This is a genomic window from Actinomyces sp. B33 (assembly GCF_028437565.1).
GTDB lineage: Bacteria > Actinomycetota > Actinomycetes > Actinomycetales > Actinomycetaceae > Pauljensenia.
In genome coordinates this window covers 174,447-198,495 of the sequence record NZ_JAMRYR010000002.1, presented here as the reverse complement: position 1 = coordinate 198,495, position 24,049 = coordinate 174,447, and the positions used below count along the sequence as shown (strand labels likewise).

Below are 24,049 nucleotides of genomic sequence, written 5' to 3'. Positions count from 1 at the left end.
TCGCCGGCAGGCGCCCGAGGAGCCCGCTCGACCCCGGCCCTGGCAGGCCGGGCCTCTCTTCTACGATGAGGGCGGCCTCCGGGGCGTCAGGGGATCGCCGTCAGGTCGACCAAGCGCGCTCCCGTCGCCTCGATGAGGTCCCGGGGCGCGAGCTCCACGGAGCAGCCCCGTCGCCCTCCCGACACGATGACCCTGTCGTGGTCGAGGCACGAGGAGTCGACGAAGACCCGGTGCGCCCTGGCCTGGCCCAGCGGGGAGATCCCCCCGACGACGTAGCCGGTCAGGCGCTCGGCCTTCGCCGGATCGGCCATGGTCGCGCTCTTGGCGCCGGCGGCGCGGGCGATGAGCTTCATCGACAGCCGCTCGGGCACGGGGATGACGGCGCACACGTGCTCGCCGTCGGAGCACTCGACCATCAGCGTCTTGAAGGTGGCGGCCGGGTCGGCGCCGAGCAGGGCGACGGCCTCCTCGCCGAAGGCCCGCTCCCCCGGGGAGTGCTCGTACTCGTGGACGACGAAGTCGACGCCGGCGGCGGCCAGGGCCCTCAGCGCGGGGGTCGCACCGCGTCCGGGCGCCGACGACGAGCCGCCCATGTCACAGGATCGAGGCGTTCGGATCGGCCACGACCGTCTTGCCGAAGGGGAAGCAGGTCACGGGGATCAGTTTGAGGTTGGCGATGGCCAGGGGGATGCCGATGATCGTCACCGCCTGGGCGGCGGCCGTCATGATGTGCCCGATGGCGAGCCACAGGCCCGCGACGAGGAACCACACGACGTTCATCAGCGCCGACCCGGTGCCCGCGCCGGGAGCGTCGACGACCCGCTTCTTGAAGGGGAAGGCGACGTAGCCGGCGATGCGGAAGCAGGCGACGCCCGCCGGGATCGTCACGATGAAGACGCAGGCGAGGACCCCGAAGAAGATGTAGGCGATCCACAGCCACAGTCCGGCGAAGACGAACCAGATGGCGTTGAGCAGGGTCCGCATGCGTGCACTCCTCACTTGACGCTCATGACCCGCCCATTATCCCAGACGGGGCCGGGCCCCTCTCCTCCGGGACCCCCCGGATCGCCCCCGGTCGTGTTCCCCGGCCGAGGCCGCGTCGGACCGGCACTAGGATTCCCCTCATGACACTCCTCGAGGGCATCGCCTCCGCGCGCCTGCGCATCGACGAGGCCGCCGCAGCCGCCGGGCGCGCCGACACCGTCTCGCTCCAGCTCGCCGTCAAGACCCGGACCCCCGACGAGTGCCGGGAAGCCGCCGAGGGCCTGGCGTCCCTGGGCCTGCCGGTGCTCCTGGGCCACAACCGCGTCCAAGAGGCCACAGCGACGGCGCCCGCCATCCGCGAGGTCCCCGGGTCGAGGATCAGTCTCATCGGCCCCCTCCAGACGAACAAGATCAACAGGGCGCTGGCCTGCGTCGACGCGATCGACACCATCGATTCCCCGGGCCTCGTCGACGCGATCGACGCGCGCGCCCAGCGCATCATCGACGTCCTCGTCCAGGTCAACGTCTCCGCAGAGCCCTCCAAGCACGGCGTCCGGCCCGACGACGCCCCCCGCCTCGTCGACGCCGTCGTCGAGTCGGAGCACCTGCGCTTGGCCGGGTTCATGACCGTGGGGCTGAACTCCCCCGTCGAGGCGGACGTGCGCGCCGCCTACGCGGATCTCAGGAGGCTGCGCGACGATACGGCGGACCGCGTGGGGGTGGCGACCGCAGACCTCGACCTGTCGATGGGCATGTCGGGCGACCTCGAATGGGCCGTGGCCGAGGGGGCGACGATCGTCCGCCTGGGCACCGCGGTCTTCGGGCCGCGCCGTCCCTGACCCCGAGGCGCCGCCGATCGCTCACCGTGAGACCCAGCTCGTCCCTCATCCGCTCCGCTGGGCCGCCCGTCTCAGGGGATGCGGAGGACCCACTCGGGGGTGGCGAACTTCTCCTCGCAGCGCCGCCGGGCCCGGGCGATATCCGCCTCGGTGATCTCCCCCGGGACGGCCCGGTACTTCTCCTTGAAGTAGTCGTAGAAGGTCCTGAGGATCTCCTCGCGCTCCAACCCGGTCTGCGAGCGCATCGGATCAACCCGTTTGACGGCGCTTCGCGTCCCCTTGTCGCGGATCTTCTCCATGCCGATGCGCAGGACCTCGTTCATCTTCACCGCATCGATGTCGTAGGCCATCGTCACATGGTGGATCATGTAGCCGTTCGCCCACCTCTTCTGCGCGGCGCCGCCGATCTTGCCCAGGTCGGAGGCGATGTCGTTCAGAGGGATGTACTTCGCGCGGATCCCGAGCCTGTCGAGGACCTCCATCACCCACTGGTCGAGATACGGGTAGGACTGCTCGAAGCTCATCCCCTCGACGAGCGCCGTCGGCACGACCAGCGAATACGTCACGCAATTGCCCGGCTCCATGAACATCGCGCCGCCGCCGGTGACCCGCCGGGACACCGTGATCCCATGACGCTCGACGCCGTCGGGCTGGAGCTCGTTCTCGTAGGACTGGAAGGAGCCGATGACGACCTGCGGGGCGTTCCACTCCCACAGGCGCATGAACGGTTTGCGCCGGCCCGCGGCGACGTCCTCGACGAGGGTCTCGTCCATCGCGACGTTGATCATCGGGTCGACGACCGGCCCGTGGATCACCTCGAAGTCGATGTCCTCCCACGCCAAAGCCGCCCCCACCGCCCGGCGAACCGCGATGCCGACGGCCTCGGGCGTGATCCCCATGAGGGTGTCGCCATCCGTCAGCGCCGCGCCGACCCGTGCGGAGATCTCCTTGGCGCCCGCCGACGCCGGCGCCCCCTCGATCGCCGCGGCCATGCGGAAGAGCGCGTCGTCGGGGTCGAGGAAGAAGTCGCCGGACAGTCGGACGCCGGTCAGGGCCTCGTCGACGACGTCGAGGTCGACGACGACGAGCTTGCCGCCCGGGACCTTGTACTCACCATGCATACCGGCATTGTCCCCCAGGGGCCCGGCAGCGGCCAACCCGGGCGGTTCAGCGCAGGATGCGCGACACGTCTCGCGCCGCCCCCCTCGACGCCGACATCGCGGTGGCCGCGTAGAGCCTGAGCGCGTCGGACACCGCGCGGTCGCGGGACACGGGCGTCCACGGGTGCTCGCGCGCCTCCTGGGCTGCGCGGCGCCTGCTGATCTCCTCGTCGTCGACGTCGAGGCGAAGCACCCCCTCGGTGACGTCGATGACGATCCGATCCCCATCCTCGACGAGCCCGATGAGCCCCCCGTCGGCGGCCTCCGGGGAGATGTGACCGACGGAGATCCCGGAGGTGCCCCCCGAGAACCGCCCGTCGGTGATGAGCGCGCACGCCTTGCCCAGTCCCCTCCCCTTGATGAACGAGGTCGGGTAGAGCATCTCCTGCATGCCCGGCCCTCCGGCCGGCCCCTCGTAGCGGATGACGACGACGTCCCCGGCCTCGACCGTGTGGTCGAGGATCTTGTCGATCGCCTCCTCCTGGGACTCCATGACGCGCGCCCTCCCCTCGAAATGGAAGAGGGACGGGTCGATGCCCGCGGCCTTGATGATCGCCCCCTCGGGGGCGAGATTGCCGAAGAGGACGGTGAGCCCGCCGTTGGCGGTGTACGCGTGCTCGATGTCGCGGATGCACCCGGCTTCGGCGTCGAGGTCGAGGTCGGTCCACCGGTTGTCCGTGGAGAACGCCTCGGTGGTGCGCACGTTGCCGGGGGCCGCGTGCCACAGGTCGAGGGCCCGGGCCGAGGGGTTCTCGCCGGCGGGGTCCCATTCGGACAGCCACGAGGCGAGGTCGGGCGAGTGCACGGAGTGGACGGTGTGGCGCAGGAGCCCGCCGCGGTCGAGCTCGCCGAGGAGGCGGGGGATGCCGCCGGCGCGGTGGACGTCCTCCATGTGGTAGTCGTTGTGGTTGGGCGCCACTTTGGACAGGCACGGCACGGTCCGGCCCAATTCGGCGATGTCGGCCAGGTCGAAGTCGACGCCGCCCTCGTGGGCGACGGCCAGGAGGTGCAGGACCGTGTTCGACGACCCGCCCATCGCCATGTCGAGGGTCATGGCGTTCCAGAACGCGTCGGCCGTCGCGATGCCGCGCGGCGCCACGGAGTCGTCCTCGTCGTCGTAGTAGCGCCGGCACAGGTCGACGATCGTCGTCCCCGCCCGCTCGAAGAGGCCCCTGCGGGCCGCGTGGGTCGCCAGGGTCGAGCCGTTCCCGGGCAGGGACAGACCCAGGGCCTCGGTCAGGCAGTTCATCGAGTTCGCGGTGAACATCCCCGAGCAGGACCCGCACGTCGGGCAGGCGAGGCGTTCGATGGCCAGGAGCTGGTCGTCGCTCACCTCGTCGTTGGCGGTCGCGTTCATCACGGTGATGAGGTTGCCGTGGCCGATGTCGGCCGGGCCGATGATGAGGTCGGGGTCGATGTCCTTCCCGGCCTCCATCGGCCCCCCGGAGACGAAGACCGTCGGGATGTTCAGGCGCATCGCGGCGATGAGCATCCCGGGGGTGATCTTGTCGCAGTTCGAGATGCACACCATGGCGTCGGCGCAGTGGGCTTGGACCATGTACTCGACGGAGTCGGCGATGACCTCGCGGCTCGGCAGCGAGTAGAGCATCCCGCCGTGGCCCATGGCGATGCCGTCGTCGACGGCGATGGTGTTCATCTCCTTGGCGACTCCGCCGGCCTCGACGATGGCGTCGGCGACGATCCGGCCGACGTCGCGCAGGTGGACGTGCCCGGGGACGAACTCGGTGAAGGAGTTGACGACCGCGATGATCGGCTTGCCGAAATCGTCGTCGCCCATGCCGGTCGCGCGCCACAGGGCGCGGGCCCCCGCCATGTTCCGCCCCCGGGTGGATGTGGCGGAGCGCAGTTGTCGGCTCATCGGTTCTCTCCTCGCACTCGTGTCCCCCACAGCGTAAGAGCCGCGCGTTCTGACGGCCCGTCGTGATCGGAGCATGGACTGCGTGTGACATTCGACCGTCTGTCGGACACCGCCGGGTCCCGCCCCCCGCTCGCCTACCCTGGTGGCGCACACCGCTTCCGAGAGGACACCCCATGACCATCCGCACATCCCACGTCGGATCGCTGCCCCGATCCGCACGCCTCCTCGACGCCAACAGGGCCCGGCACGACGGCGAGCTGGGCGCCGACGAGTTCGCCGCGATCCTCGCCGACGAGGTCGACGCCGTCGTCAAGCGCCAGGCGGACTTGGGGATCACCATCGTCAACGACGGCGAGTACGGGCACGCGATGCTCGACACCGTCGACTACGGCGCCTGGTGGACCTACTCCTTCTCCCGCTTCGGGGGCCTGTCCTTCGAGGACACCGAGCGCTTCGACGTCCGCCCGCCCGCCGGGCGCGCCGGGCGGCTGTCCCTGTCGTCGTTCGCCGAGCGCCGCGACTGGCAGCGCTTCGCCGACGCCTATGCCGACCCGGATTCGGGGATCCACATCGCCAACAAGAACCCCGTGCGCTTCCCGACGATCACCGGGGAGCTGACCTACATCGGCGCCGAGGCCGTCGACCACGACATCGCCTCCACCAAGGCCGCGCTCGCCGCCGTCGGCAAGCCCGTGTCCGAGGGCTTCGTCGCCGCGATCTCCCCCGGGTCGGCCTCGAGGGTCGCCAACGCCCACTACGAGGACGACGAGGCCGTCGTGTGGGCCTGCGCGGACGTCCTGCGCGAGGAGTACAAGCGGATCACCGACGCCGGGCTGACCGTCCAGATCGACGCCCCCGACCTGGCCGAGTCGTGGGACCAGTTCGCGATCGAGCCCTCCCTCGAGGAGTACCGGGCCTTCTCCCGCGTGCGCATCGACGCCCTCAACCACGCCCTCGAGGGGATCGACCCGGACCTCGTGCGTTTCCACGTGTGCTGGGGCTCGTGGCACGGCCCCCACACGACGGACATCCCCTTCGCCGACATCGTCGACCTGGCGCTGGCCGTCAACGCCAACGGATTGACCTTCGAGGCGGCCAACGCCCGCCACGCCCACGAGTGGACGATCTGGAGGGACATCGCCCTGCCCGACGGGAAGTACCTGATCCCCGGCGTCGTCTCGCACTCGACGAACGTCGTCGAGCACCCCGAGCTCGTCGCCCAGCGGATCCGTCAGTTCGCCGACCTCGTCGGCGATGAGCGGGTCGTCGCCGCGACCGACTGCGGCCTGGGCGGGCGCATCTACCCATCGATCGCGTGGGCCAAGCTCGACGCGCTGGCCCAGGGGGCCCGCCTGGCCTCCCGCTGATCGGCTCCCCGCGGGAACGGCCCGGCCCCCTCTCCTGGCGGCCCCGCGCCGGTCGGCGACCCCGACCGGCGCGGGGTCGCAGCCCTTCCCAGGTTTCGGTCAGAGCCCGGTCTCGCGGGCCGCGAGCGCGGCGAGCGCCCCGCCGGAGGCCATGAGCTCCTCGTAGGCCCCCTGCTCGACGATCCTTCCGGCGTCCATGACGACGACGAGGTCGGCGTCGGCGACCGTGGAGATCCTGTGGGCGATGACGACGAGGGTGCGCCCGCGCGTGGCCCGGCGGATCCCGTCGAGGACGGTCTTCTCCGTGGCGGCGTCGACCTGGGAGGTCGCCTCATCGAGGACGACGATGGGGGCGTCGCGCAGGAGGGCCCGGGCCAGGGCGAGGCGCTGGCGCTGGCCACCGGAGAGCCGCTCGCCCATCTCGCCGACGCCGGTGCCCATCCCGTCGGGCTCGGAGGCGATCCATTCGTCGAGGCCCGCGTCGGCGCATGCGCGGGCCAGATCGGCGTCGGAGGCGCCGGGGACGGCGAGCAGAAGGTTGTCCCGGACGGAGGCGTTGAAGATGTAGGGGCGCTGGGGGGCCGAGGCGACGAGGTCGCGCAGGCGTTCGAGGGGCAGGTCGCGCAGGTCGACGCCGCCGATGCGGATCGAGCCACGATCGGGGTCCCACACGCGGGTCAGGAGTGCGCCGAGGGTCGATTTGCCCGATCCGGAGGCTCCGACGACGGCGGTGGTGCGCCCGGCGGGGATCCGCAGCGTCAGGTCGTGGAGGACGTCGGGGCGCGCGGCGGTGTCGTCGGGAGGCGCCGGGTAGGCGAAGGAGACCCCGACGACGTCGATATCCCCGGCGCCGTCGGAGTCGGCGGGCTCGGCGGGGTCGGTGACGGCCGGGGGCCGGTCGGTGACGGCGAAGACGCGGGCCGCGGAGGCGAAGGCCTGGTCGAGGTCGGCCGTGAAGTCCTCGACGGCCAGGACCGAGGGGAACAGGCCGAGGGCGGCGCCCACGGCCAGGCCCGCCTCGGGAGCGGCGATCTCCCCGGCCCCGACGAGGCCGAGGGCCGTGGCGGCGACGGCGATGACGGAGCCGCCCAGGAGGGCCTGGTTGACGGTCCGGCGCAGTGCGACGCGGGCGCCGGCGGCCCTTTGGGCGGCGGCGATCCGGTCTTCGAGGGCGCGCATCTGGGCGAGGCGTCGCCGCTGGGCGCCGAAGGCGAGGACTTCGCGGACTCCTTGGACGGAGTCGGTGACGTGGGCGGCGAGGACGCCGCGGGTGCGGCGGATGTCGACGGCGGCCGCGGCGGTCGCCCGTCCGGCGATCATGGGGACGAGGAGGCCTGCGGCCAGGAGCGGGGCGGCGAGGGCGGCGACGAGCCACCAGGACAGCGCGGCGCCCATCCAGGTCAGGGCGGCGACCGGGACGATGACGGCGGTCAGGCCGGGGGCGAGGGTGTGGGCGAAGAAGACCTCGATACGGTCGATGTCCTTGGTGACGCGGTTGAGGAGGTCGCCGGAGTCGGCTCCCTCGGTGGCGGCGGGCGCTTGGGGTTCGAGCCGGTCGTAGAAGTAGCCGCGCAGGAGCGCCAGGCTGTGGAAGGCGACGAAGTGCCCGGCGAACTGCTCGAGGTAGCGGGCCAGGCCCTTGAGGAGGGACATGGCGATGAGCGCCCAGACGACGCCCGTCGTGGTCCACGCGCCGCAGGCCCCCGTCGGGATCGCGACGACGGCCCATCCGGCGAAGGCGAACAGGCCGACGCCCAGGAGGAGGAAGGCCGTGCGCGCGAGGACGGACAGCCCCAGGGGGGCCAGGACGGGGCGGGCGACGGCCAGGAGGCGCCGGGCGAGGGCGGGCCGGGTCGCGGGGGTCATCGCAGGGCTCCCTCGGTCAGGTCGATGCGCCGGTCGGCGTCGGCGATGGTGGCGGTGCGGTGGGAGATCGTCAGCACGGTCCGCCCCCGTCCGGCGTCGGCGAGGGCGTCGAGGATGTCGCGTTCGCTGGCGAGGTCGACGTGGGCGGTGGGCTCGTCGAGGAGGAGGATCGGCGCGTCCTTGAGGAGGGCCCGGGCGATGGCGACGCGCTGGGCCTCGCCGCCGGACAGGGCGAGGCCGCGGCTGCCGACGCGCGTGTCGAGCCCGTCGGGGAGGCGCGCGAGCAGGTCGGCGAGGCGCGCGCGGGTGAGCGCGTCGATGAGCCGGGCGTCGTCGGCCGCGGGATCGGCGATGAGGAGGTTGTCGCGCAGGGTCCCGGAGAACAGGTAGGTCGCCTGCTCGACGACCCCGGTGCGCGAGCGGATCCAGTCGAGGGGGGCTCGGGCCAGGTCGACGCCGTCGATGCTGAGGCGTCCGGAGTCGGGGCGCCGGTGGGCCTGGAGGAGGGAGGAGAGCGTGGATTTGCCGGCGCCGGAGGCCCCGGTGAGGACGACGTGCTCACCGGGGTCGATGCGGGCCGTGGCTCCGACGAGGACGGGGGCGGCGGGGTCGTAGGCGAAGGAGACGCCGTCGATGTCGATCCGACCGGGGGCGGGCGGCTCGTCGGGGGCGGCGGCGCCGGGCGGGTCGGCGACGAGAGGGGTCTGGGAGGCGAATCGGCGGATCTCCTTGTCGGCGGCGATCCCGCCCATGCCGATGTAGAAGAACTGGCCGATGCGGTCGAGGGGGTCGAGCATGATCGACGAGAGGAGGACGAGGGCCAGCCCCTCTCCCACGCTCAGGGCTCCCGCGTCGACGCGGATGAGGGCCAGGGCGGCGGCGCCGGTAATCATGCCGAGGCTGAAGACCGAGTCGATGACGAGGAGGACGAGCTGGTTGCCCGCGAGGTAGCGCATGACGGTCGAGCGGACGTCCTCGGAGGCGCGGGCCAGGCGCCGCCCCATGGGGCGGCCGGCGTTCATCAGGGCCAGGGCTCCCAGGCCCTGGATGGCGTCGAGCTCTTGGGCGGCCAGTGCTCGCGAGGCGCTGCGGTAGCGGCGGGAGACGGGGCGGAAGGCCTTCTGGAATCCTCCGACGCTCAGCGGGACCACGGGGATGGAGATCGCGAGGAATCCGGCGGCGGTCCAGTCGAGGGTGGCGCCGATGAGGAGGACGACGAGGACGGGCGTGGTCAGGGAGGCGATCATCGGGGCGATGAAGGCGCCCTTGTAGGCGGCGGCGCGCTCGACGCCGTCGGTGGCGGTGTTGACGATGCGCCCGGCGCGCTCGGCGGTGCGCTCGGTGGGGCCCAGGGCGAAGACCTGGCGGATGGTCGCGCCCCGAAGATGGGGTTCGAGGCGCGCCGCGTCGCGGGAGGTCAGGACGGCGACGGCTCCTGAGGCGGCGCCGGAGAGCAGGGCCGCGCCCAGGGCGAGGGGCCAGTGGTCCCATGTGGCGCCGGCGAGGACGGCATCGACGCCCCGGCCGATGAGCAGGTAGGCCGTGCCCAGGGCGAGCGCGGTGAGCCAGGCGAGGGCGACGACGAGCGCGCGTGTCATGAGGGAACCTCCGTCGCTTTGTTGTGCCAGGCTCACCTTAGTCATGTTCTGACACGGAGTCACTATCGACGGCTGCTCGGGGCCGCGTGCCGCCGACGCCCCCTCACACCAGCCGGTAGGTCCACCCGTAGGGGTCGGCGGCGCGCCCCATCTGGATGTCGGTGAGCTCCTCGTAGATCTGCGTCGTCGTCGCGCCGACCTCGAGCTCGACATCGAAGTCGTCCCCGGCCAGGCGCGTGATCGGGGTGACGACGGCCGCGGTCCCGCAGGCGAACACCTCGGCGACCTCGCCCGAGCGGATCCCCCAGACGACCTCGTCGAGGGCGATCGGCTCCTCGACGACCCCTCTGCCCCGGTCGGCGAGCATCCGCAGGATCGCCGAGCGCGTCCCGCCCTCGAGGATCACCCCGGACAGTTCGGGCGTGCGGACCGTGCCGTCGGCCATGACGAGGAACACGTTCATCCCGCCGAGCTCCTCGAGGTACTTCTCCTCGTAGGAGTCGAGGAAGCACACCTGGCTGAAGCCCCTGTCGGCGGCCTGCGCCTGGGGCAGCAGGGACGCCGCGTAGTTGCCGCCGGTCTTGGCCGACCCCGTCCCGCCCGGGCCCGCCCGATGGTGCCCCTTGACGACCCAGATCGACACGCCCGTCAGCCCCGCCGAGAAGTAGCGGCCCGAGGGCGAGCCGATGACGTAGTAGTCGACGACCCCGGCCGGGTGGACGCCGACGAACTCCTCGGAGGCGAACATGAAGGGCCGCAGGTACAGGCTCGTCCCGTCCCCGCCGGGAACCCATTTCTCGTCGGCGCGCACGTAGTCGACGAGGGAGGCGACGAAGTCCTCCGGATCGATCTGGGGCAGCGCCATGCGGCGGGCCGAATGGTTGATGCGGGCCGCGTTGTAGCCCGGGCGGAACGTCCACACGGACCCGTCGGCGTGGCGGTAGGCCTTGATGCCCTCGAACACGGACTGGGAGTAGTGCAGGACCGCGGCCCCCGGCGTCAGCGACAGGGGACCGAAGGCGACGACCTCGCGCTGCGACCACCCGCCCTCGCGCGTCCAACGCATATGGGCCATGTGGTCGGTGAACTCCCTCCCGAAGGCCAGCTCGCCCATGATCCGCTGGTACTCGGCCTCGGGGGCCGGATTCTCGTTGCGCGTCAGGGGGAAGCGCCCCGCGAGGGCGTCGGCGTCCGCGAGGGGGAGGTCCCCGAGCCGCTCGAGTTCCGTCGGGACGTGCGCGCGTGCCGTCATCATGGCCTCCTGATCACCGGGTCTCAACGCCCACAGGATAGGGTCGGGCGCAGGCGCCGGACCGCCCCTTCCGGCATGTGGCCCGGACCCGGGCCGAACGCGCCCGAACCGGGCGGGAAGGGGCGCAGTCGGACGCCCGCCCGTAGGATCGCCCCATGACGCCCGCTCCCCCCGCCGCCGTGACCGCCGTCCTGCCCGACTCCGACCGGCGCGCCCCCGCCGAGCCGCTGGAGGACGGGCGCTGGCTCGTCGCCGGGTCCTACGCCCTGATCGTCGTCGACGACCCCGGGGACGGTCCCGCGGCCGTCGTCGACTCGGCCATGTGGTACGAGGTGGCGTCGGCCCGCTGGGAGGCGGCGACGCGCCGCTTCTCCTGCGCCTGGGTGGACCCGGCCAGGACGGGCCTCGTCGGCGTCACCCGGTCCGCCGACCCAGCCGCCTTCATGGGCGCCGTGGCGGAGGGCGTCGACCGGAGCCTCGTCGTGCGCCAGGAGGCGCGCGCGGACAACGGGACGCGGATCACCGGGTGGGTGCGGCGCCGCGAGGACGGCGCGCTCTTCTCCGTGCTGACGGCCGACGGGCCTCTCGACGGGCCGGCGCAGACCCTCGCCGACCGACTCGAGGCGCAGGTGCGCGACGACGTCGGCCTCGACTGAAGTCCCCCCGGCGCGCTCGGGGCGCGACGGTCACTCCCCCAGGAGGCGCCGCTCGAAGGGATCGACGGAGAACCCCTCGTCGAGGATCGCGCGCGCCCACTCCCGGGCGCTGAACAGCGAGTGGTCCCGGTAGTTCCCGCACGAATAGGCGTCGGTGCCGGGCACGTCCTCCCAGGTCACGGTCGTCGCGATCTCCTCCAGCGAGGAGGCGAGGGCGCGGACGACGTCCTCGACGGAGGGCGTCCCCCAGGTGATGAGGTGGAACCCGGTGCGGCATCCGAAGGGGGAGCAGTCGATGACGCCGTCCATGCGGTCGCGCAGGAGCGAGGCGAGGAGGTGCTCGATCGTGTGCAGCCCGCCCGTGGGGATCGCGGTCTCGTTGGGCTGGACGAGGCGCAGGTCGAAGTTCGAGATCCGATCCCCCGCCGGCCCCGTCTCCGTGCCGATGAGACGGACGTAGGGGGCGAGGACGGCGGTGTGGTCGAGGGTGAAGGATTCAACGTCTGCCATTGGGGGCTCCTCAATTCATCGGTGCGATCATGCGGATCGGTGACCCCGCCGAGCGGATCGCCGTCGCCGCCCCACCGTAGCCGCAGCGCCCGGGGCCCGCGACCGCGCCCGACCCGTGGGAGTCGGTGACACGCCGCTCACCCCCGCTCGACGAACTGCTGCCTGCGGTTCTCCAGCCGCATCAGCTCCGAGAACGCCTCGGCGAAGCCCGGGGCGTCCTCGTCCATGCGCTGCAGCGCGGCCCGAGCCTCGCCCATCCTGCGCGTCAAGTCCATCCTCACCATCGCGGCGACCACCCCCCGGCAGTACGAGCGCATCCCCTCGCCGTCGACGTCCTGCGGCAGCGGCGCCACCGCCAGCTCGGTGACCGCCGCGCCGACGACCTCCCCCGCCGTCTCGCGGACGACCTCGATGAAGCGGCGCGACGCCGCGACCACGGACTCCTCGCCGGCCCCCCAGTGTTCCTCCGCCCGCGCGAGCATCCGGGCGAACTCGTCGAGGCTGCCCGCCGCCCGGATCGCGTCGTGGACCGCCCGATGGGCCGGCACCGTGAAGGACGACCCCTCCAGATCCTCGAATCCCGAGCCGATGACGTACAGCGGATGCTGGAGCACCGCCTCCAGGGCCTCGCGCTCGACCCTCGCCACCGGATCCTCCGGTCCCGACCGGCCCGGAGCCGGCGCCGGGCGCCCCGCCCCGGCCATCTGCGACGAAGCCCCGCCCCCCTCGCGCCTCGGGGCCCCCGCGTCGCGGCCCGCCGCCCGCACCTGCTGCTCCACCGAGCCGATGTCCATGCCCAGCCAGCCCGCCAGGGACCGCGTGTACTCCGAGCGCAGCGCCCGGTCCTTGATCCCCGCGACGACCGGGGCCGACGCCCGCAGCGCCCCGACCCGGCCCTCCGCCGACCCCAAATCCACCTGCGACAGGACCGATCGGATGACGAACTCGAACAGCGGCGTGCGGGACCCCACGAGATCGAGCACCGCCCGGTCCCCCCGCGCCATCCGCAGTTCGCACGGGTCCATCCCCGTCGGCTCCACCGCGACGAACGTCTGCGCCGCGAAGTTCTGGTCCTCGTGGTAGGCGCGCAGCGCCGCCTTCTGACCGGCCTCGTCCCCGTCGAAGGTGAAGATCACCTCCGACCCCCGGGCCCGGCCCCCCGACAGGAGCACCCCCGCCGCCGGATCTGCCGCGTCCCCGACGAGGCGCCGGATCACCTTGACGTGCTCGGGCCCGAACGCCGTCCCGCACGTCGCCACCGCGCACCCCTCCCCCGCGACGTGCGCCGCCATGACGTCCGTGTAGCCTTCGACGACGACGACGCGCCGCTGCGACGAGATCGCCCTCTTGGCCAGATCGAGGCCGTACAGGAGCTGCGCCTTCTTGTAGATCGGGGTCTCCGGGGTGTTGAGGTACTTCGGGGAGTCCTCGTCGTCGTCCAGGCGCCGCGCCCCGAACCCCACCGTCGTCCCCGTGATGTCCCGGATCGGCCACATCAACCGCCCCCGGAACCGGTCGTACGCGCCGCGGGCGCCCCGAGAGGCCAGGCCCGCCGTGACGAGCTCGTCGTCGGTGAAGCCCCGCGAGCGCAGATGGCGGGTCAGCGCGTCCCACGAGTTCGGCGAGTAGCCCACCCCGAAATGGCCGCACATCGCCTGATTGAAGCCCCTCTGGGCCAGGAAGGACCGACCGGCGTGCGCCTGGGGCGAGGCCAACTGCTCCCGGTAGAACTCCTCGGCGACCCGATGGGCGTCGACGAGCCGCTGGCGCCGCCCCGGTTCCTCCGAGCGGACCTGACGGCCCCCCTCCTCGTAATGGAGGACGATCCCCGTGCGCTGGGCGAGGAACTCCACGGCCTCCGAGAACGACAGGTGGTCGATCCTCTGGACGAAGGAGATGACGTCGCCGCCCTCGCCGCACCCGAAGCAGTGCCACATCCCCACGTGCGGGCGCACGTGGAAGCTCGGCGTGCGCTCGTCGTGGAAGGGGCACAGGCCCTTCATCGAATCGACGCCCGCCGACTTGAGCGTCACGTGCTCGCCGACGATCTCCTCGATCCGCGCCGCCTCGCGGACCGCGGCGATGTCTTCCTTGCGAATGAGCCCGGGCATGTCCGCCAGTCTACCGACGCGACGGCGCCCCGACCCGGCCGCTCACATCTGGCTCGACAGCATCCCGCACAGGCGCGCGTGCCAGGCCGACGCCGACGAGTCCGTCAACGACGCCACCTGGTCGACGACGACGCGCAGGCGATCGTCCTCCGACTCGCACCGGCGCCACTGGGCGGCGAACAGGGGCTCGAGCGCGTCGGCGCCGCGCTCGACGAGGGCGTCGACCAGATCCGCCAGGAGCGTGCGCTGCTGGTAGTACACGGGCTCGGTCTCCCTCGGGCTCATGACGTAGTGGACCGCCATGCCCTTGAGGACCTGGATCTCCGAACGCGTCTGCGTCGGGACGACGAGATCGGCGAGGTACCGCCCCAGCGGCTCGTCCCCGAAAGCCTCGCGCGTCGTGCGCACCGTCGCCGTGCAGAAGCGCCCGATGAGGTGGCTCGTCAGGTTCTTCAGACGCGCCAGGTCCGCGTAGGAGCCCGTGAAGGAGTCGATCCACCCGTCCATGCGGGCGATCCGCTCGACGGCGTCCTCCAGATCCGCCCGGGCCACCGCGTGCCCGTACCAGTCGATCGTCGACTCGATGATCTGGGCGACCCGGGCGTCGTCGCGCAGATCCGCCGGATCGAACTTCATCGTCGCCACCGCGTCCTCGACGTCGTGAACCGAATACGCGATGTCGTCCGACAGGTCCATGATCTGCGCCTCCAGGCAGCGCCTGCCCGGCTCGGCGCCCCGGCGCATCCACTCGAACACCTCGGCGTCGTCCTCGTAGCACGAGTACTTGCGCATCGACCGCTGCTCGTCCGGGCCCTGTCCGCGCCGCCACGGGTACTTGCAGATCGCGTCCAGGGTCGCGCGCGTCAGATTGAGCCCGGCGGGCCGCCCCGACTCGGTGAGGACCTTCGGTTCCAGGCGGGCGACGATCCGCAGGGTCTGGGCGTTGCCCTCGAACCCGCCGATGTCCGACGCCAGCGCGTCGAGGGTCCTCTCGCCGTTGTGCCCGAAGGGCGGGTGCCCCAGGTCGTGGGACAGGCACGCGGCGTCGACGACGTCCGGATCGGCGCCCAGCTCCTTGCCGAGCTCGCGGCCCACCTGGGCGACCTCCAGGGAGTGCGTCAGCCGGGTCCGCACGAAGTCGTCCGTCGAGGGGCCCAGGACCTGCGTCTTCTCCCCCAGGCGCCGCAGCGCCGACGAATGGAGGACACGGGCCCGGTCCCGCTCGAAATCCGTGCGCATCGGGGATTTGGGGCGCTCGGCGACCATGCGCTCGCGGTCGGCGACGTCGTAAGACAGGCGCGCCACCACGGCGGGGACGACGGTGTCGGCCCCGGACGGGGGGAGGTTCTGGGTCTGGGTCACCGGCCCAGCCTAATGGCGGACGGCGCTGCCTTGAACCCCCGGATGTGTCAGGATTTCCACGTGCTCGCCGTCGACGCCTCCGCGCCCCCCGTCACGACCGCGCTCGTCCACAGGATCAGCCGCGGCCCGACCCCCTGGTGGCATACGAGCGTCGTCTGCGACGTCACCGCGGGCGTCGACGAGGCCGGGCTCGATGCGATCGCCTCCCTGCTGCCGCACCTGGCGGCGGCCGGATTCGACGCCGTGTGCGTGCGCCCCTCCCGCCTCGAGGCCGCCTGGGCGCCCCGCTCGCCCCTGCCGCGCTTCATCGCCTCCGCCCACGACTGCGGTCTGCGGGTCCTCGTGCGCATGACCGGCGCGTCCCTGCCGCGCCTCGACGAGCCCCTCCTGGCCTCCGAGGGGGAGGAGGTCCTCGTCGGCCGGATCGGGTCGGCGGTCGCCGCCGGTGCCGACGGCATCGACCTGGGGTCCATCGCCCCCGCCGAGGACTCCCCCCTGTCCCCCGTGCGCACCGCCGTGCAGCGCCGCCGCGTCTCCGACCTCACGCGCCGCCTCCTGTCCGACCTGGCCGTCGCCGAGCGGGCGCCGATCCTCGCGGCCTCCGTCGCCGGCGGGAACCCGTCCGCGGCCGGCTACCACCTCGCGGAGGACTGGTTCCACCACCTGCGCCTGGGCTCCCTGCGCCGCGTCCCGTGGGACGGGGGCGCCGCCCTGGACGCCGCCTGCGCCGCCCTCGCCCTGCACGACCCGGCGGGCGCCGTGGCCCCGTGGTCGTGGCTGCACACGCCGGGCCTGACCTCGGCGGGCGAGCCCGGAGAGGCGACGATCGCCCCCGGCTCCTGGGAGGAGGGGGCCGACGCGTCGCGCCGCCGGGCGATGAGCCTCTTCGGACTGTCCCTGCCCGGCGCCGCCTACATGTCCTACGGGCAGTTCGGCGCGGGCTCCATCGAGACGGCCCCCAGCGGCGCGCGCGCCTCCTGGGCCGGCGACGACGAGTCCGCCGCCGCGGCCGCGACCCTGTCGGCCGCGCTACGCATCCGCCGCGAGCGCGCGATGGGCTCCGGATCGATGGGCGTCCTGACCGGCCTGACGTGGGCCGGCGCCGGCGTCGGCGTCCATATGACGGCGGGCGTCACCGTCGTCCTCAACGCCTCCGACTCCCCCGTCGAGGTCCCCGCCGAGCACGAGCCCCTCGTGTCCTCCTCGCCCGTCGCCCGCACTCGGACGGGCGCCTCCCGCGTCGGCGCGCATTCGTGCGCGTGGTTCGACACGGCGCGGGTCCGTCGGGTCGAGGCCGCCTACTGGGATTGACCGCGAACCGGGCCGACGACGCAGGCCCACGGAACTGAGGCGCTGTCCACGATTTGCGCCGCGCCCTTGAGGACCCGGAGCGAGCCGCTATCCGCCTTCTGCGCGTGAGAGGGCGCTCAACGGGTTTTGAAGTAATCGAAGAGCTTCTTCTCGCGCACCATCAGTCCCGCGCCGAGCGTTCCGAGGAGGAATCCCGCCGCTCCGACGGTACCGAGCAGTCCGGCGTGCGCCCACAGCGCGCTCTGGTCCCCCGTCGGCGCTAGGAGGATCACCCGGGTGAGGACGGGAAAGACGACGATGCAAGCGGACAAGCCCCCCATCGCGGCATGGATGAGGAGTTTGATGAGCAGATCGACGCGCGCGACCCCGACGTGCAGGTCGGAAGCGATTTCAAGGCGGCGCCTGCTCACTGAGAGGGCGCCGACGATGAACGCCCCAGCCGCGATGAACCACATGATCGGCGCCGTGATCCTGCCGTGGTAGCGACCCTCCCCGTCGAAGGACGAACCGAGGTTCGCGTTCACCGAGTACATGTCCACCTGCTGCTCTTCTCCGGTAGGGATGACAGAGGTCCTCATGAGGGAGTCCATTTCCGGATTGAGGGGCCACAGCCGCACCCAGCAGGCGTCGAAGGCTCCTCCTGCAGGCACGGGGACGAGTGCGGAATAGGCGTAGCCGCTGCGACGCCCGTCGGTCTCGTCCCAGCTGTAGATGCCCTGAAGATGAGCCGATGCGCCGTTGGCGAGGGCGAGCTCGTTCCCCGCTTTGAGTCCGAGGGCTTCCCCGACCTGTTGGGCCACGACGATGCCGTATGCGCCGGCGTCGAGGGAGTCCATGTCGAAAACGCCTGCGATGTCGCCAGCGTACTCCCAGGTGTGGAAGGAGGAAGAGGGCATCGCGGCCGAAGTGAGGGGATCTCGGGCCTTTCGGATCGCGAGGGCCCCTTCGACTCCATCGAGCCGTGCGAAGGCTCGACATCCGGCGCCGTCAATCGCTCCGTGTGCTTCAATGACGCGGACGGAGGCCATCGCCTTCTGGTATTCCTCGGCGGCGTTTGCCTCCCGTGCGATGATGCGCAGATCGAGCGCGATACCGCCGCCGACGAGGAGGGAGACGACGAGGGTCCAGATTCCGATCCATGCGGTGCCGCTCATCACGTCGCGACAGGCTTCGCGGACGAGGGCCCGCGTTCTCATGCTCCGCTCAGGCATCGGGGTTCCCGGCCGCCTCGGGGACCGTTTCGGCCCTATGGGGGCATCGCTGCCTTCGTGGGGAGTGCGATCGTCTTCTTGCGGTTCATCGGAGTCGGCATCCACGTAGGCAGCGAGATCGATGATGCGCGTGCACCGGTCCCTCACGTGGGGATCATGGGTGGCGATGATGACGACGAGCTCCCGATCGCGCAGGGCGGTGAGGGTGTCGGCGACGTGGGCGGCGGTCCGCTGGTCGAGTTGGGCGGTCGGCTCGTCGACGAGGAGCACATCGGGGTCGGAGGCAAGGGCTCTGGCCAGGAGCATCCTCTGGGCCTCCCCTCCGGAGAGGGTCTTGAAGGGGCGCTCGGCGACGTGGTCGAGGCGGAAGTCAGCGAGGAGTCGGCGGGCCTCGTCGTCGGCTTCGTCGGGGTCGAGCCCGCGGGCGAGGAATGGCAGGGCAACGTGGTCGAGGACGCTGCGTCCGGGCACGCCGTGAGGGTTCTGGAAGACCCAGGCGATGCGGGGTTTTTCACGGTGCGCCGGGGCGTGTTCAGCTTCTCCCGTGTCTTTTCGGAATCCCGCACTATCGGGCAGACGCGCGCCGTCCGCCGATCGCGTAACGCCTGGCGATGCCGCGGCGCCGACGTCGATGACGCCTTCCACCGGGGCGAGCCAGCCGGAGATCATCGACAGGAGCGTGGACTTACCGGAGCCGGAAGGGCCGATGAGGGCGACGACCTCTCCTTCGTTGACCTCTTCGCTCAGGCCTCTGAAGAGCCATGGCCCCTCACCGAATCGGTGTCCGAGTCCGCTCACTGTCACTGGCATACGAGGTCCTCAGTGTCCAGATCGACGCTGGAGATCGGGTCGGCGACGGTGATGTAGGACTGTCCGAGTTGGGAGCCGATGATACGCGCCTTGTGGACAGTTCCGTTCTCGGCGACGCAAGCCTCGGCCCCTACGATCCCGAAGAGGGAGGAGGGCGGGACGACGAGGGCGTTGATCGGTGAGGCGAGGGACCAGGGGACGGAAAAGACGCCTTCGCCGTCAGCGAGGGTCGCCGTGAAGCCGGTGTATTGCTCGGATTCTTTGATCGCTCGAACTGTTTCGGGATCGGTGATGATGCCGTCGGCGGGCACAGGCAGCACCCCTGTCGACAGGGTGATGACGCGGTCGCCGGGGATCGCCTCTTTGGGGATGGTGAGGACCCCGCGTTCGTCCGAGTCGGCGACGGTGAGCAGGAGCCCGGCGGGCTCGACGTTCTGACCGAGTCCGACGTCGATGGAGACGACGGCGACTGAGGGAGAGGGAATCCATGCGAATCCGCTGATCGGCACGTGGGCGGGCACTCCCCCGGCGCCGTCGTCGATGCCGAGGAGATCCGCTGCGCCGGCGCGAGTATTCCAGTCGGCGACGCCGCTCGTGTCGACGGAGTAACCGAGGCGCGCGAGTTCGGTCTGGAGCGCGCGGATGTCATCGCCTTCGATGCCGTTGATGATCGGACGGTACAGGGGCGTGGTTGTGGCGAGGGCGATGAGCGGCGTCCCGTCGATCCGTGCGATGGTGTCACCGGATTCGAGCGTGTCCCCGGCGGAGACGGCGAGGGCGGTCACTTTACCGGGGAAAGGAGCAGAAAGCTTCGTCGTGTCGCCTGTGACGAAGGTGAGGGGGATCGTGCGCGAGTCCTCGACGGCGCGGGATTCGACCGGCGCGGAGGAGAACGTGCGGGTTGTTTCGAGGGATGCGGGGACGGGAGGGGCGAGGACGAGTGCGCCGAGCGCAGTTCCTCCGGCTGCGCAGAGAAGGCAAGCGAATGCTCCGATCGCGAGGGGTCTCAGTGGTATCCGCGTCATCGGCCATGCCCTCTCTGAGGCTCGGGGGTGAACGGCTGAGGGATCGTCTTCGAGTCTCCCCTTCCCGCGTCCATGCGTCCGCGGACGCCGCGGTTTCCACTGTAAGCGAGTCACTGCTGAACAGTGGACCCCTTCGGTATTGACTTTTGTCGACCAGCACGGCGAGAGCGCAGACGATACGAGAGGTCGTGGCGGGGCTCTCCCCGCCTATTCGACGGGGTTATCCCGGCAATTGAAGAATCTCCGTAGCGCTCATTTCGATGCACTCGCTGTGCGCCGCAGGACCGTTCTCCTCGTCGACGAAGCTCGGGAATTCCAGGACGCCCGGACGCTGGGACTCCGGGAGCGCGAAGTAGTGCTCCATATCCGCCGCGTACTGCTCACCGCCATAGGAGTGATCGACGACCTTCTTCTTCACGAGGCACAAGGCGATCAGGGCATTCGGATCGACGTTCTCCGGATTATCGTGCATCCGCAACGCATACATCGTGATCGTATCGGCTGAGGTCTTCTCATTGCACGCATCGATGATCGCTTGGTGGTCGCCCGCGTCAATCGCGGGTCCAGTGTATTCGAACCCTCCATCGGTCAGATCAGTCGCCGCGAGTCTGCCCGATTCGCCGACGCATTGGACGAACCGGCTTCTTGCTTCTATCACTTCTGCCTCGGAAATCTCATCATCGGCGAGGACTTCGCGCAGGAAATCAGAAGGTGATGAAGAACGAAGCTCCTCGAATTCGGGGCCATAGCCCGGTCCGCGCAAGCCCGTTCCAGCGGCGTTTTCAACGCACCCGGAGAGCCCCAACGACAGGAGGGCGCTCGCCCCGAGGACGAGCCCCCTCCTTTTCAACGCTCCGCTCATGGGACAACGACTGGCCACGGACCGGAGGAAATGTAGCCGCCGGAGTAATTACCGGAATAGCTCCAATATCCCATCGCTGCCCTCAGCGACTGACGCAGTGCTGAGTATCCAGAAAACTGAAGCCGCGCTTCAGCGTAGTGTCCATTTCCAGGAGTTCCGGCCAAGCACAACGACTTCATTGAATTCGACGCGACCTTGTGCGCTTCACACGTTCTCGGAGCCGCATGCGCCGGAGTGACCAACACGGCGGAAAACGCCAGGCTCGCCGCGCAAGCCCCCACCAGAGCCTTCATCCGAAACTTCATCGTTTTCCTCTTCCCCTGCGCAGGAGCCCCGTTGCTCCTGCCGGCTCCAGGCTACGGGACCACCACACGACCCGGAAGAACTGTTGATATCACAGAATGTCAACACTTTCCTCACCCGATGCGCCGAGCGCCTACGACTCTCCGAACCGCTTGTAGCAGCGCTTGACGCCACGCGCTCGACGATGATGGATCTCCGCCTCATCATCGACTCCGACTCCTCACCTTCACCCCGGTCTGAATCCTTCGAAGCAGTTCTCGCCGATGGGACGCGACTGCTCGCCTCCCATGGAATCAGCGTCGACTCCGAGGTGGAGCCCGGATTAGACGAGCACCTCGACGTCGAGGGACGGGCGCTCCTCAGCGCGATCATCAGGGAAGGGTGCATCAATGTCTTCAAACATGCGCCCCGGAACTCCCCGGCCTCACTCATCATCGAGAAGAACAAGAATGCGAATCGCCCGGGCACTCGCCCTCTCCGAAGGAACTGCCCGGACCTATGTGAGTCAGTTGATCAAACTGCTTTCCTGCTCCTCACGCACCGAAGTCGCAATCCGGGCGCAGAGGTGCGGGAACTTCAGTCCCTGAAGAAAGAAAGACGGAGCTAGGGAGGGAAATTGACTGAGAACATCGTCCAAACCATCGCCCGCGACATCCTCACCCACCCCATGCACACCCTCGAGCAGGCTGGATACAAGATCGTCATGCATGTCCACGATGAAGTCGTCATCGACCATCCCAAATCGAGCGGCGTGACAGTTGATGAGCTCTGTGAGCTCATGGCCACCGTCTCCGAGTGGGCAGCAGGTTTGCCATTGGATGCTGATGTGTTCGAATGTTCCTACTACCGCAAGGATTAGTGTTGCCAGAGGGTGAGCGTTTCCCAATTGGAGGGGACACCCATGTGGCTTTGAGGAAGCACCTTTACTGCGGGGTACGTTTCCACGACGTTTGGCAGAATGGTCGAGTCACCGACGTCAAGTTCACTCAAGAGATACTGGATGAGTGTGAGCTGGCCGAAGCATCGGTTAAGTGCATTTGCAGCGGGCTCAAGCTCTGGTACATCGTATTGCGCGGGGAGTTTCGGCTTGATGGTGTAAACCCGATTAAACATCCGGGCATGATGCGCTGAGTAGTTGCGGACGATGTTTAGTGCTTTAAGCCATGATCCAAGTTGAGCTGCGGTTAGGCGGATTCTGGCGGCGATAGTGTCGCGCAAATCGATGGGGGCAAGCTGGTAAAGGTATGACAGCGAACCCCAGTCGATAATTTCGACGGCGGCCCATATCGGCAGTTGTCCTGAGTACTTGTTCTTGTGGTGTGCAACAAAGTCTTCCCGTGAGAGGGACAGCTCCTTTTCATAGAGTCGCTTCCATTTCTTGTATGTGCCGGAGGGATCAGTTGATGATCCAGGCTCTCGGGCCACCGGTCCAAGTAGCTCCGGTTTCAAATGGATCAGCGGATCGATGCGACCAAGTTCATGGCCCAGCGTTGACCGCACGGCCAACTCGATGGGCGTGAGGCACATGAAGACACCCGCGCGAAGACGTTCATCAAACTCGTAAAGTGCCGCCACTTCAGCAAATGAGGTGTCTTCGACAAAGGCGTCACGCCTCTGGGACCCGCTCGGTGATAGCTGCCGGTATGAATACCAGTATCCAGAGAGTCGGTAGTAGTTCACCCGTTCAAGAGTCCGGCGGGCTTCAGCCTCATCTTCGATGTGCATCCCTCGAGAGCGGAGAAGATCAATTTGCTCTCCGTGAGATTTGAAGATTTTTGACGGTTGTGACACGCAACTCCCCTCGGAACGACCGAAGAAAAATGAGGACCGGCCCTGGACTGCTCCGAAGAGCAGCGGAACCGGTCTTGATGTCCTCATTTTACCTGATTGAGCGGTGCTAAGCAACGATCTTGCGATTAAGTCAAGACGCAAGATGTAGCCCTTATCAGAGATCCACCCCGTTCCCAACCTAAGCCGGGGCGGGCTGAACGATTGACGCAATCCTAGTTCACAAGGGCGGATAGTCCATAGTTAGGGTGTGTTTCTCCATAGGTGCGGCCAGGTGGGGATGGTGCAGGTCGTGATGCCGGCGTGGTAGGTGATCGCGAGTCTGTCGAACCTCGTAGTGATGCCGCGCCATTGCTTGGCCAGGGCGAAGTGCCGCTCGATGACGTTGCGGCCCCCCTTGTAGGCCACCGTGTCGAGCCCGGCAGGGCGTCCGCCCCGGCTGGCGCGTCGCTTGCGAGCAGCTGCCTGGTCGCGTTGTCAGGGATCACTGCTTTGATGCCGCGTCGGCCCAGCGCGGAGCCGATGACACCAGTCGCATACGCCCGGTCGGCGATCACCGCATCGGGCCGGACGCGCGGCCGACCCGGACCGAGGCGAGGAACGTGGATCTGGACGAGGACCTGGGCGAGCATCGCCCCGTCGTTACGCTGCCCACCGATGACGATCATCGCCAACGGGCGGCCGTTAGCGTCGACCCCCTGGTGGATCTTTGTCGTCGACCCACCGCCAGAGCGCCCGATCCCGTGACCGGGCGGCTCTATCTCGTGCAAGAGCAGATTCTTGTGATTAGATTCCGCCCCCTGTGTCCTGCTCCGGACGAGTCGTGTTCGTCGCATGCTGATGCGCACGCGCGATCGTGGCATCCGCCGACACCGCCCAGTCGATCTTCCCCGGCCGCGTCGGCCTCAGCAAGAATCTGCGCAAGCACGCGGTCCCAGGTGCCGTCCCCGGCGTAACGGCGGTGCCGCTTGCACACCGTCTACCACGGGCCGAACTCATCGCGCGGCAGATCACGCCACGGTATCCCCGTCCGCAACCGGTACGCGATGGCCTCCACCACGCGCCGGTTATCACCCAACGGGTGTCCCCACAGGCCCGTGTTCGACGGCAACAGCGGCTCGATCCGCTCCCAATTGATCGTCCGTAAACGCCCGA

21 protein-coding genes are annotated in these 24,049 nt (G+C 69.6%); 5 read left to right on the top strand and 16 right to left on the bottom strand.

Annotated elements, in window-relative coordinates; translation table 11 throughout:
• Positions 1 to 86 precede the first annotated feature (86 nt).
• Together ybaK and M3T53_RS03350 are read right to left on the bottom strand one after the other, a co-directional pair.
• Positions 87 to 593, bottom strand: coding sequence for a Cys-tRNA(Pro) deacylase (gene ybaK, locus M3T53_RS03355; RefSeq protein WP_272433043.1), 507 nt, complete (start codon positions 591 to 593; stop codon positions 87 to 89).
• Position 594: 1 nt separating this feature from the next.
• Positions 595 to 984, bottom strand: a complete 390-nt coding sequence (locus M3T53_RS03350) for a YccF domain-containing protein (protein WP_272433042.1) — start codon at positions 982 to 984, stop codon at positions 595 to 597.
• A gap of 140 nt (positions 985 to 1,124) precedes the next feature.
• Here M3T53_RS03350 and M3T53_RS03345 point away from each other — a divergent pair, with 140 nt between their 5' ends.
• Positions 1,125 to 1,823: a YggS family pyridoxal phosphate enzyme gene (locus tag M3T53_RS03345; protein ID WP_272433041.1), complete on the top strand. Its 699-nt coding sequence runs from the start codon at positions 1,125 to 1,127 to the stop codon at positions 1,821 to 1,823.
• A 71-nt stretch (positions 1,824 to 1,894) separates the two neighbouring features.
• On the opposite strand, the gene M3T53_RS03340 is transcribed toward M3T53_RS03345, so the two are convergent.
• Complete coding sequence (locus M3T53_RS03340) at positions 1,895 to 2,944, bottom strand: lipoate--protein ligase family protein (RefSeq protein ID WP_272433040.1); 1,050 nt, start codon at positions 2,942 to 2,944, stop codon at positions 1,895 to 1,897.
• Between the two features lie 46 nt (positions 2,945 to 2,990).
• The gene (gene ilvD, locus M3T53_RS03335) at positions 2,991 to 4,862 is read right to left on the bottom strand and encodes a dihydroxy-acid dehydratase (protein WP_272433039.1); all 1,872 of its coding nucleotides are present in this window, start codon (positions 4,860 to 4,862) and stop codon (positions 2,991 to 2,993) included.
• 173 nt (positions 4,863 to 5,035) lie between these two features.
• On the opposite strand from ilvD, the gene M3T53_RS03330 reads away from it, so the two are divergent.
• Positions 5,036 to 6,229: a cobalamin-independent methionine synthase II family protein gene (locus M3T53_RS03330; RefSeq protein ID WP_272433038.1), complete on the top strand. Its 1,194-nt coding sequence runs from the start codon at positions 5,036 to 5,038 to the stop codon at positions 6,227 to 6,229.
• A gap of 99 nt (positions 6,230 to 6,328) precedes the next feature.
• On the opposite strand, the gene cydC is transcribed toward M3T53_RS03330, so the two are convergent.
• The 3 genes from cydC to M3T53_RS03315 form a co-directional block, all read right to left on the bottom strand.
• Complete coding sequence (gene cydC / locus M3T53_RS03325; protein WP_272433037.1) at positions 6,329 to 8,095, bottom strand: thiol reductant ABC exporter subunit CydC; 1,767 nt, start codon at positions 8,093 to 8,095, stop codon at positions 6,329 to 6,331.
• Entirely contained in the window at positions 8,092 to 9,693 is a 1,602-nt protein-coding gene (locus tag M3T53_RS03320; protein WP_272433036.1) for an ABC transporter ATP-binding protein/permease, read from the bottom strand. Before M3T53_RS03320 ends, cydC begins: the two co-directional genes overlap by 4 nt.
• 103 nt (positions 9,694 to 9,796) lie before the next feature.
• Positions 9,797 to 10,945 (bottom strand): branched-chain amino acid aminotransferase, encoded by a 1,149-nt coding sequence (locus M3T53_RS03315; RefSeq protein WP_272433035.1) that lies wholly within the window; start codon positions 10,943 to 10,945, stop codon positions 9,797 to 9,799.
• A 155-nt stretch (positions 10,946 to 11,100) separates the two neighbouring features.
• On the opposite strand from M3T53_RS03315, the gene M3T53_RS03310 reads away from it, so the two are divergent.
• Complete coding sequence (locus tag M3T53_RS03310; protein WP_272433034.1) at positions 11,101 to 11,601, top strand: hypothetical protein; 501 nt, start codon at positions 11,101 to 11,103, stop codon at positions 11,599 to 11,601.
• Positions 11,602 to 11,631: 30 nt separating this feature from the next.
• Here M3T53_RS03310 and M3T53_RS03305 read toward each other — a convergent pair whose 3' ends face one another.
• The 3 genes from M3T53_RS03305 to M3T53_RS03295 form a co-directional block, all read right to left on the bottom strand.
• Positions 11,632 to 12,111, bottom strand: coding sequence for an S-ribosylhomocysteine lyase (locus M3T53_RS03305; RefSeq protein WP_272433033.1), 480 nt, complete (start codon positions 12,109 to 12,111; stop codon positions 11,632 to 11,634).
• 137 nt (positions 12,112 to 12,248) lie between these two features.
• Positions 12,249 to 14,222: a DNA primase gene (gene dnaG, locus M3T53_RS03300; protein WP_272433032.1), complete on the bottom strand. Its 1,974-nt coding sequence runs from the start codon at positions 14,220 to 14,222 to the stop codon at positions 12,249 to 12,251.
• 42 nt (positions 14,223 to 14,264) lie between these two features.
• Complete coding sequence (locus M3T53_RS03295; RefSeq protein ID WP_272433299.1) at positions 14,265 to 15,530, bottom strand: deoxyguanosinetriphosphate triphosphohydrolase; 1,266 nt, start codon at positions 15,528 to 15,530, stop codon at positions 14,265 to 14,267.
• Positions 15,531 to 15,644: 114 nt separating this feature from the next.
• Here M3T53_RS03295 and M3T53_RS03290 point away from each other — a divergent pair, with 114 nt between their 5' ends.
• On the top strand, positions 15,645 to 16,895 hold the full coding sequence (locus M3T53_RS03290) for a hypothetical protein (RefSeq protein ID WP_272433031.1): 1,251 nt from the start codon (positions 15,645 to 15,647) through the stop codon (positions 16,893 to 16,895).
• A 116-nt stretch (positions 16,896 to 17,011) separates the two neighbouring features.
• Here M3T53_RS03290 and M3T53_RS03285 read toward each other — a convergent pair whose 3' ends face one another.
• From M3T53_RS03285 to M3T53_RS03275, 3 genes are all read right to left on the bottom strand, one after another.
• Positions 17,012 to 18,904 carry an ATP-binding cassette domain-containing protein gene (locus M3T53_RS03285; protein WP_272433030.1) on the bottom strand — a complete coding sequence of 631 codons (1,893 nt, stop codon included), beginning with the start codon at positions 18,902 to 18,904 and terminating at the stop codon, positions 17,012 to 17,014.
• A gap of 2 nt (positions 18,905 to 18,906) precedes the next feature.
• Positions 18,907 to 19,941 carry a biotin/lipoyl-binding protein gene (locus M3T53_RS03280; protein WP_272433029.1) on the bottom strand — a complete coding sequence of 345 codons (1,035 nt, stop codon included), beginning with the start codon at positions 19,939 to 19,941 and terminating at the stop codon, positions 18,907 to 18,909.
• Between the two features lie 220 nt (positions 19,942 to 20,161).
• Entirely contained in the window at positions 20,162 to 20,803 is a 642-nt protein-coding gene (locus M3T53_RS03275; RefSeq protein ID WP_272433028.1) for a hypothetical protein, read from the bottom strand.
• Between the two features lie 919 nt (positions 20,804 to 21,722).
• On the opposite strand from M3T53_RS03275, the gene M3T53_RS03270 reads away from it, so the two are divergent.
• Positions 21,723 to 21,965: a hypothetical protein gene (locus tag M3T53_RS03270; RefSeq protein ID WP_272433027.1), complete on the top strand. Its 243-nt coding sequence runs from the start codon at positions 21,723 to 21,725 to the stop codon at positions 21,963 to 21,965.
• Here M3T53_RS03270 and M3T53_RS03265 read toward each other — a convergent pair.
• The 3 genes from M3T53_RS03265 to M3T53_RS09865 form a co-directional block, all read right to left on the bottom strand.
• Positions 21,962 to 22,831, bottom strand: a complete 870-nt coding sequence (locus M3T53_RS03265; protein ID WP_272433026.1) for an Abi family protein — start codon at positions 22,829 to 22,831, stop codon at positions 21,962 to 21,964. The genes M3T53_RS03270 and M3T53_RS03265 overlap by 4 nt on opposite strands.
• A 278-nt stretch (positions 22,832 to 23,109) precedes the next feature.
• The gene (locus tag M3T53_RS09870) at positions 23,110 to 23,730 is read right to left on the bottom strand and encodes a transposase (RefSeq protein ID WP_442866922.1); all 621 of its coding nucleotides are present in this window, start codon (positions 23,728 to 23,730) and stop codon (positions 23,110 to 23,112) included.
• A 143-nt stretch (positions 23,731 to 23,873) separates the two neighbouring features.
• Entirely contained in the window at positions 23,874 to 24,017 is a 144-nt protein-coding gene (locus tag M3T53_RS09865; protein WP_442866921.1) for a transposase, read from the bottom strand.
• Positions 24,018 to 24,049: the final 32 nt, after the last annotated feature.

Bases quoted from the DNA above. Each gene is read 5' to 3' on its own strand.
- ybaK (WP_272433043.1), bottom strand. From the start codon at position 593: ATGGGCGGCTCGTCGTCGGCGCCCGGACGCGGTGCGACCCCCGCGCTG.
- M3T53_RS03350 (WP_272433042.1), bottom strand. From the start codon at position 984: ATGCGGACCCTGCTCAACGCCATCTGGTTCGTCTTCGCCGGACTGTGG.
- M3T53_RS03345 (WP_272433041.1), top strand. From the start codon at position 1,125: ATGACACTCCTCGAGGGCATCGCCTCCGCGCGCCTGCGCATCGACGAG.
- M3T53_RS03340 (WP_272433040.1), bottom strand. From the start codon at position 2,944: ATGCATGGTGAGTACAAGGTCCCGGGCGGCAAGCTCGTCGTCGTCGAC.
- ilvD (WP_272433039.1), bottom strand. From the start codon at position 4,862: ATGAGCCGACAACTGCGCTCCGCCACATCCACCCGGGGGCGGAACATG.
- M3T53_RS03330 (WP_272433038.1), top strand. From the start codon at position 5,036: ATGACCATCCGCACATCCCACGTCGGATCGCTGCCCCGATCCGCACGC.
- cydC (WP_272433037.1), bottom strand. From the start codon at position 8,095: ATGACCCCCGCGACCCGGCCCGCCCTCGCCCGGCGCCTCCTGGCCGTC.
- M3T53_RS03320 (WP_272433036.1), bottom strand. From the start codon at position 9,693: ATGACACGCGCGCTCGTCGTCGCCCTCGCCTGGCTCACCGCGCTCGCC.
- M3T53_RS03315 (WP_272433035.1), bottom strand. From the start codon at position 10,945: ATGACGGCACGCGCGCACGTCCCGACGGAACTCGAGCGGCTCGGGGAC.
- M3T53_RS03310 (WP_272433034.1), top strand. From the start codon at position 11,101: ATGACGCCCGCTCCCCCCGCCGCCGTGACCGCCGTCCTGCCCGACTCC.
- M3T53_RS03305 (WP_272433033.1), bottom strand. From the start codon at position 12,111: ATGGCAGACGTTGAATCCTTCACCCTCGACCACACCGCCGTCCTCGCC.
- dnaG (WP_272433032.1), bottom strand. From the start codon at position 14,222: ATGCCCGGGCTCATTCGCAAGGAAGACATCGCCGCGGTCCGCGAGGCG.
- M3T53_RS03280 (WP_272433029.1), bottom strand. From the start codon at position 19,941: ATGACGCGGATACCACTGAGACCCCTCGCGATCGGAGCATTCGCTTGC.
- M3T53_RS03275 (WP_272433028.1), bottom strand. From the start codon at position 20,803: ATGAGCGGAGCGTTGAAAAGGAGGGGGCTCGTCCTCGGGGCGAGCGCC.
- M3T53_RS03265 (WP_272433026.1), bottom strand. From the start codon at position 22,831: ATGCACATCGAAGATGAGGCTGAAGCCCGCCGGACTCTTGAACGGGTG.
- M3T53_RS09870 (WP_442866922.1), bottom strand. From the start codon at position 23,730: ATGCGACGAACACGACTCGTCCGGAGCAGGACACAGGGGGCGGAATCT.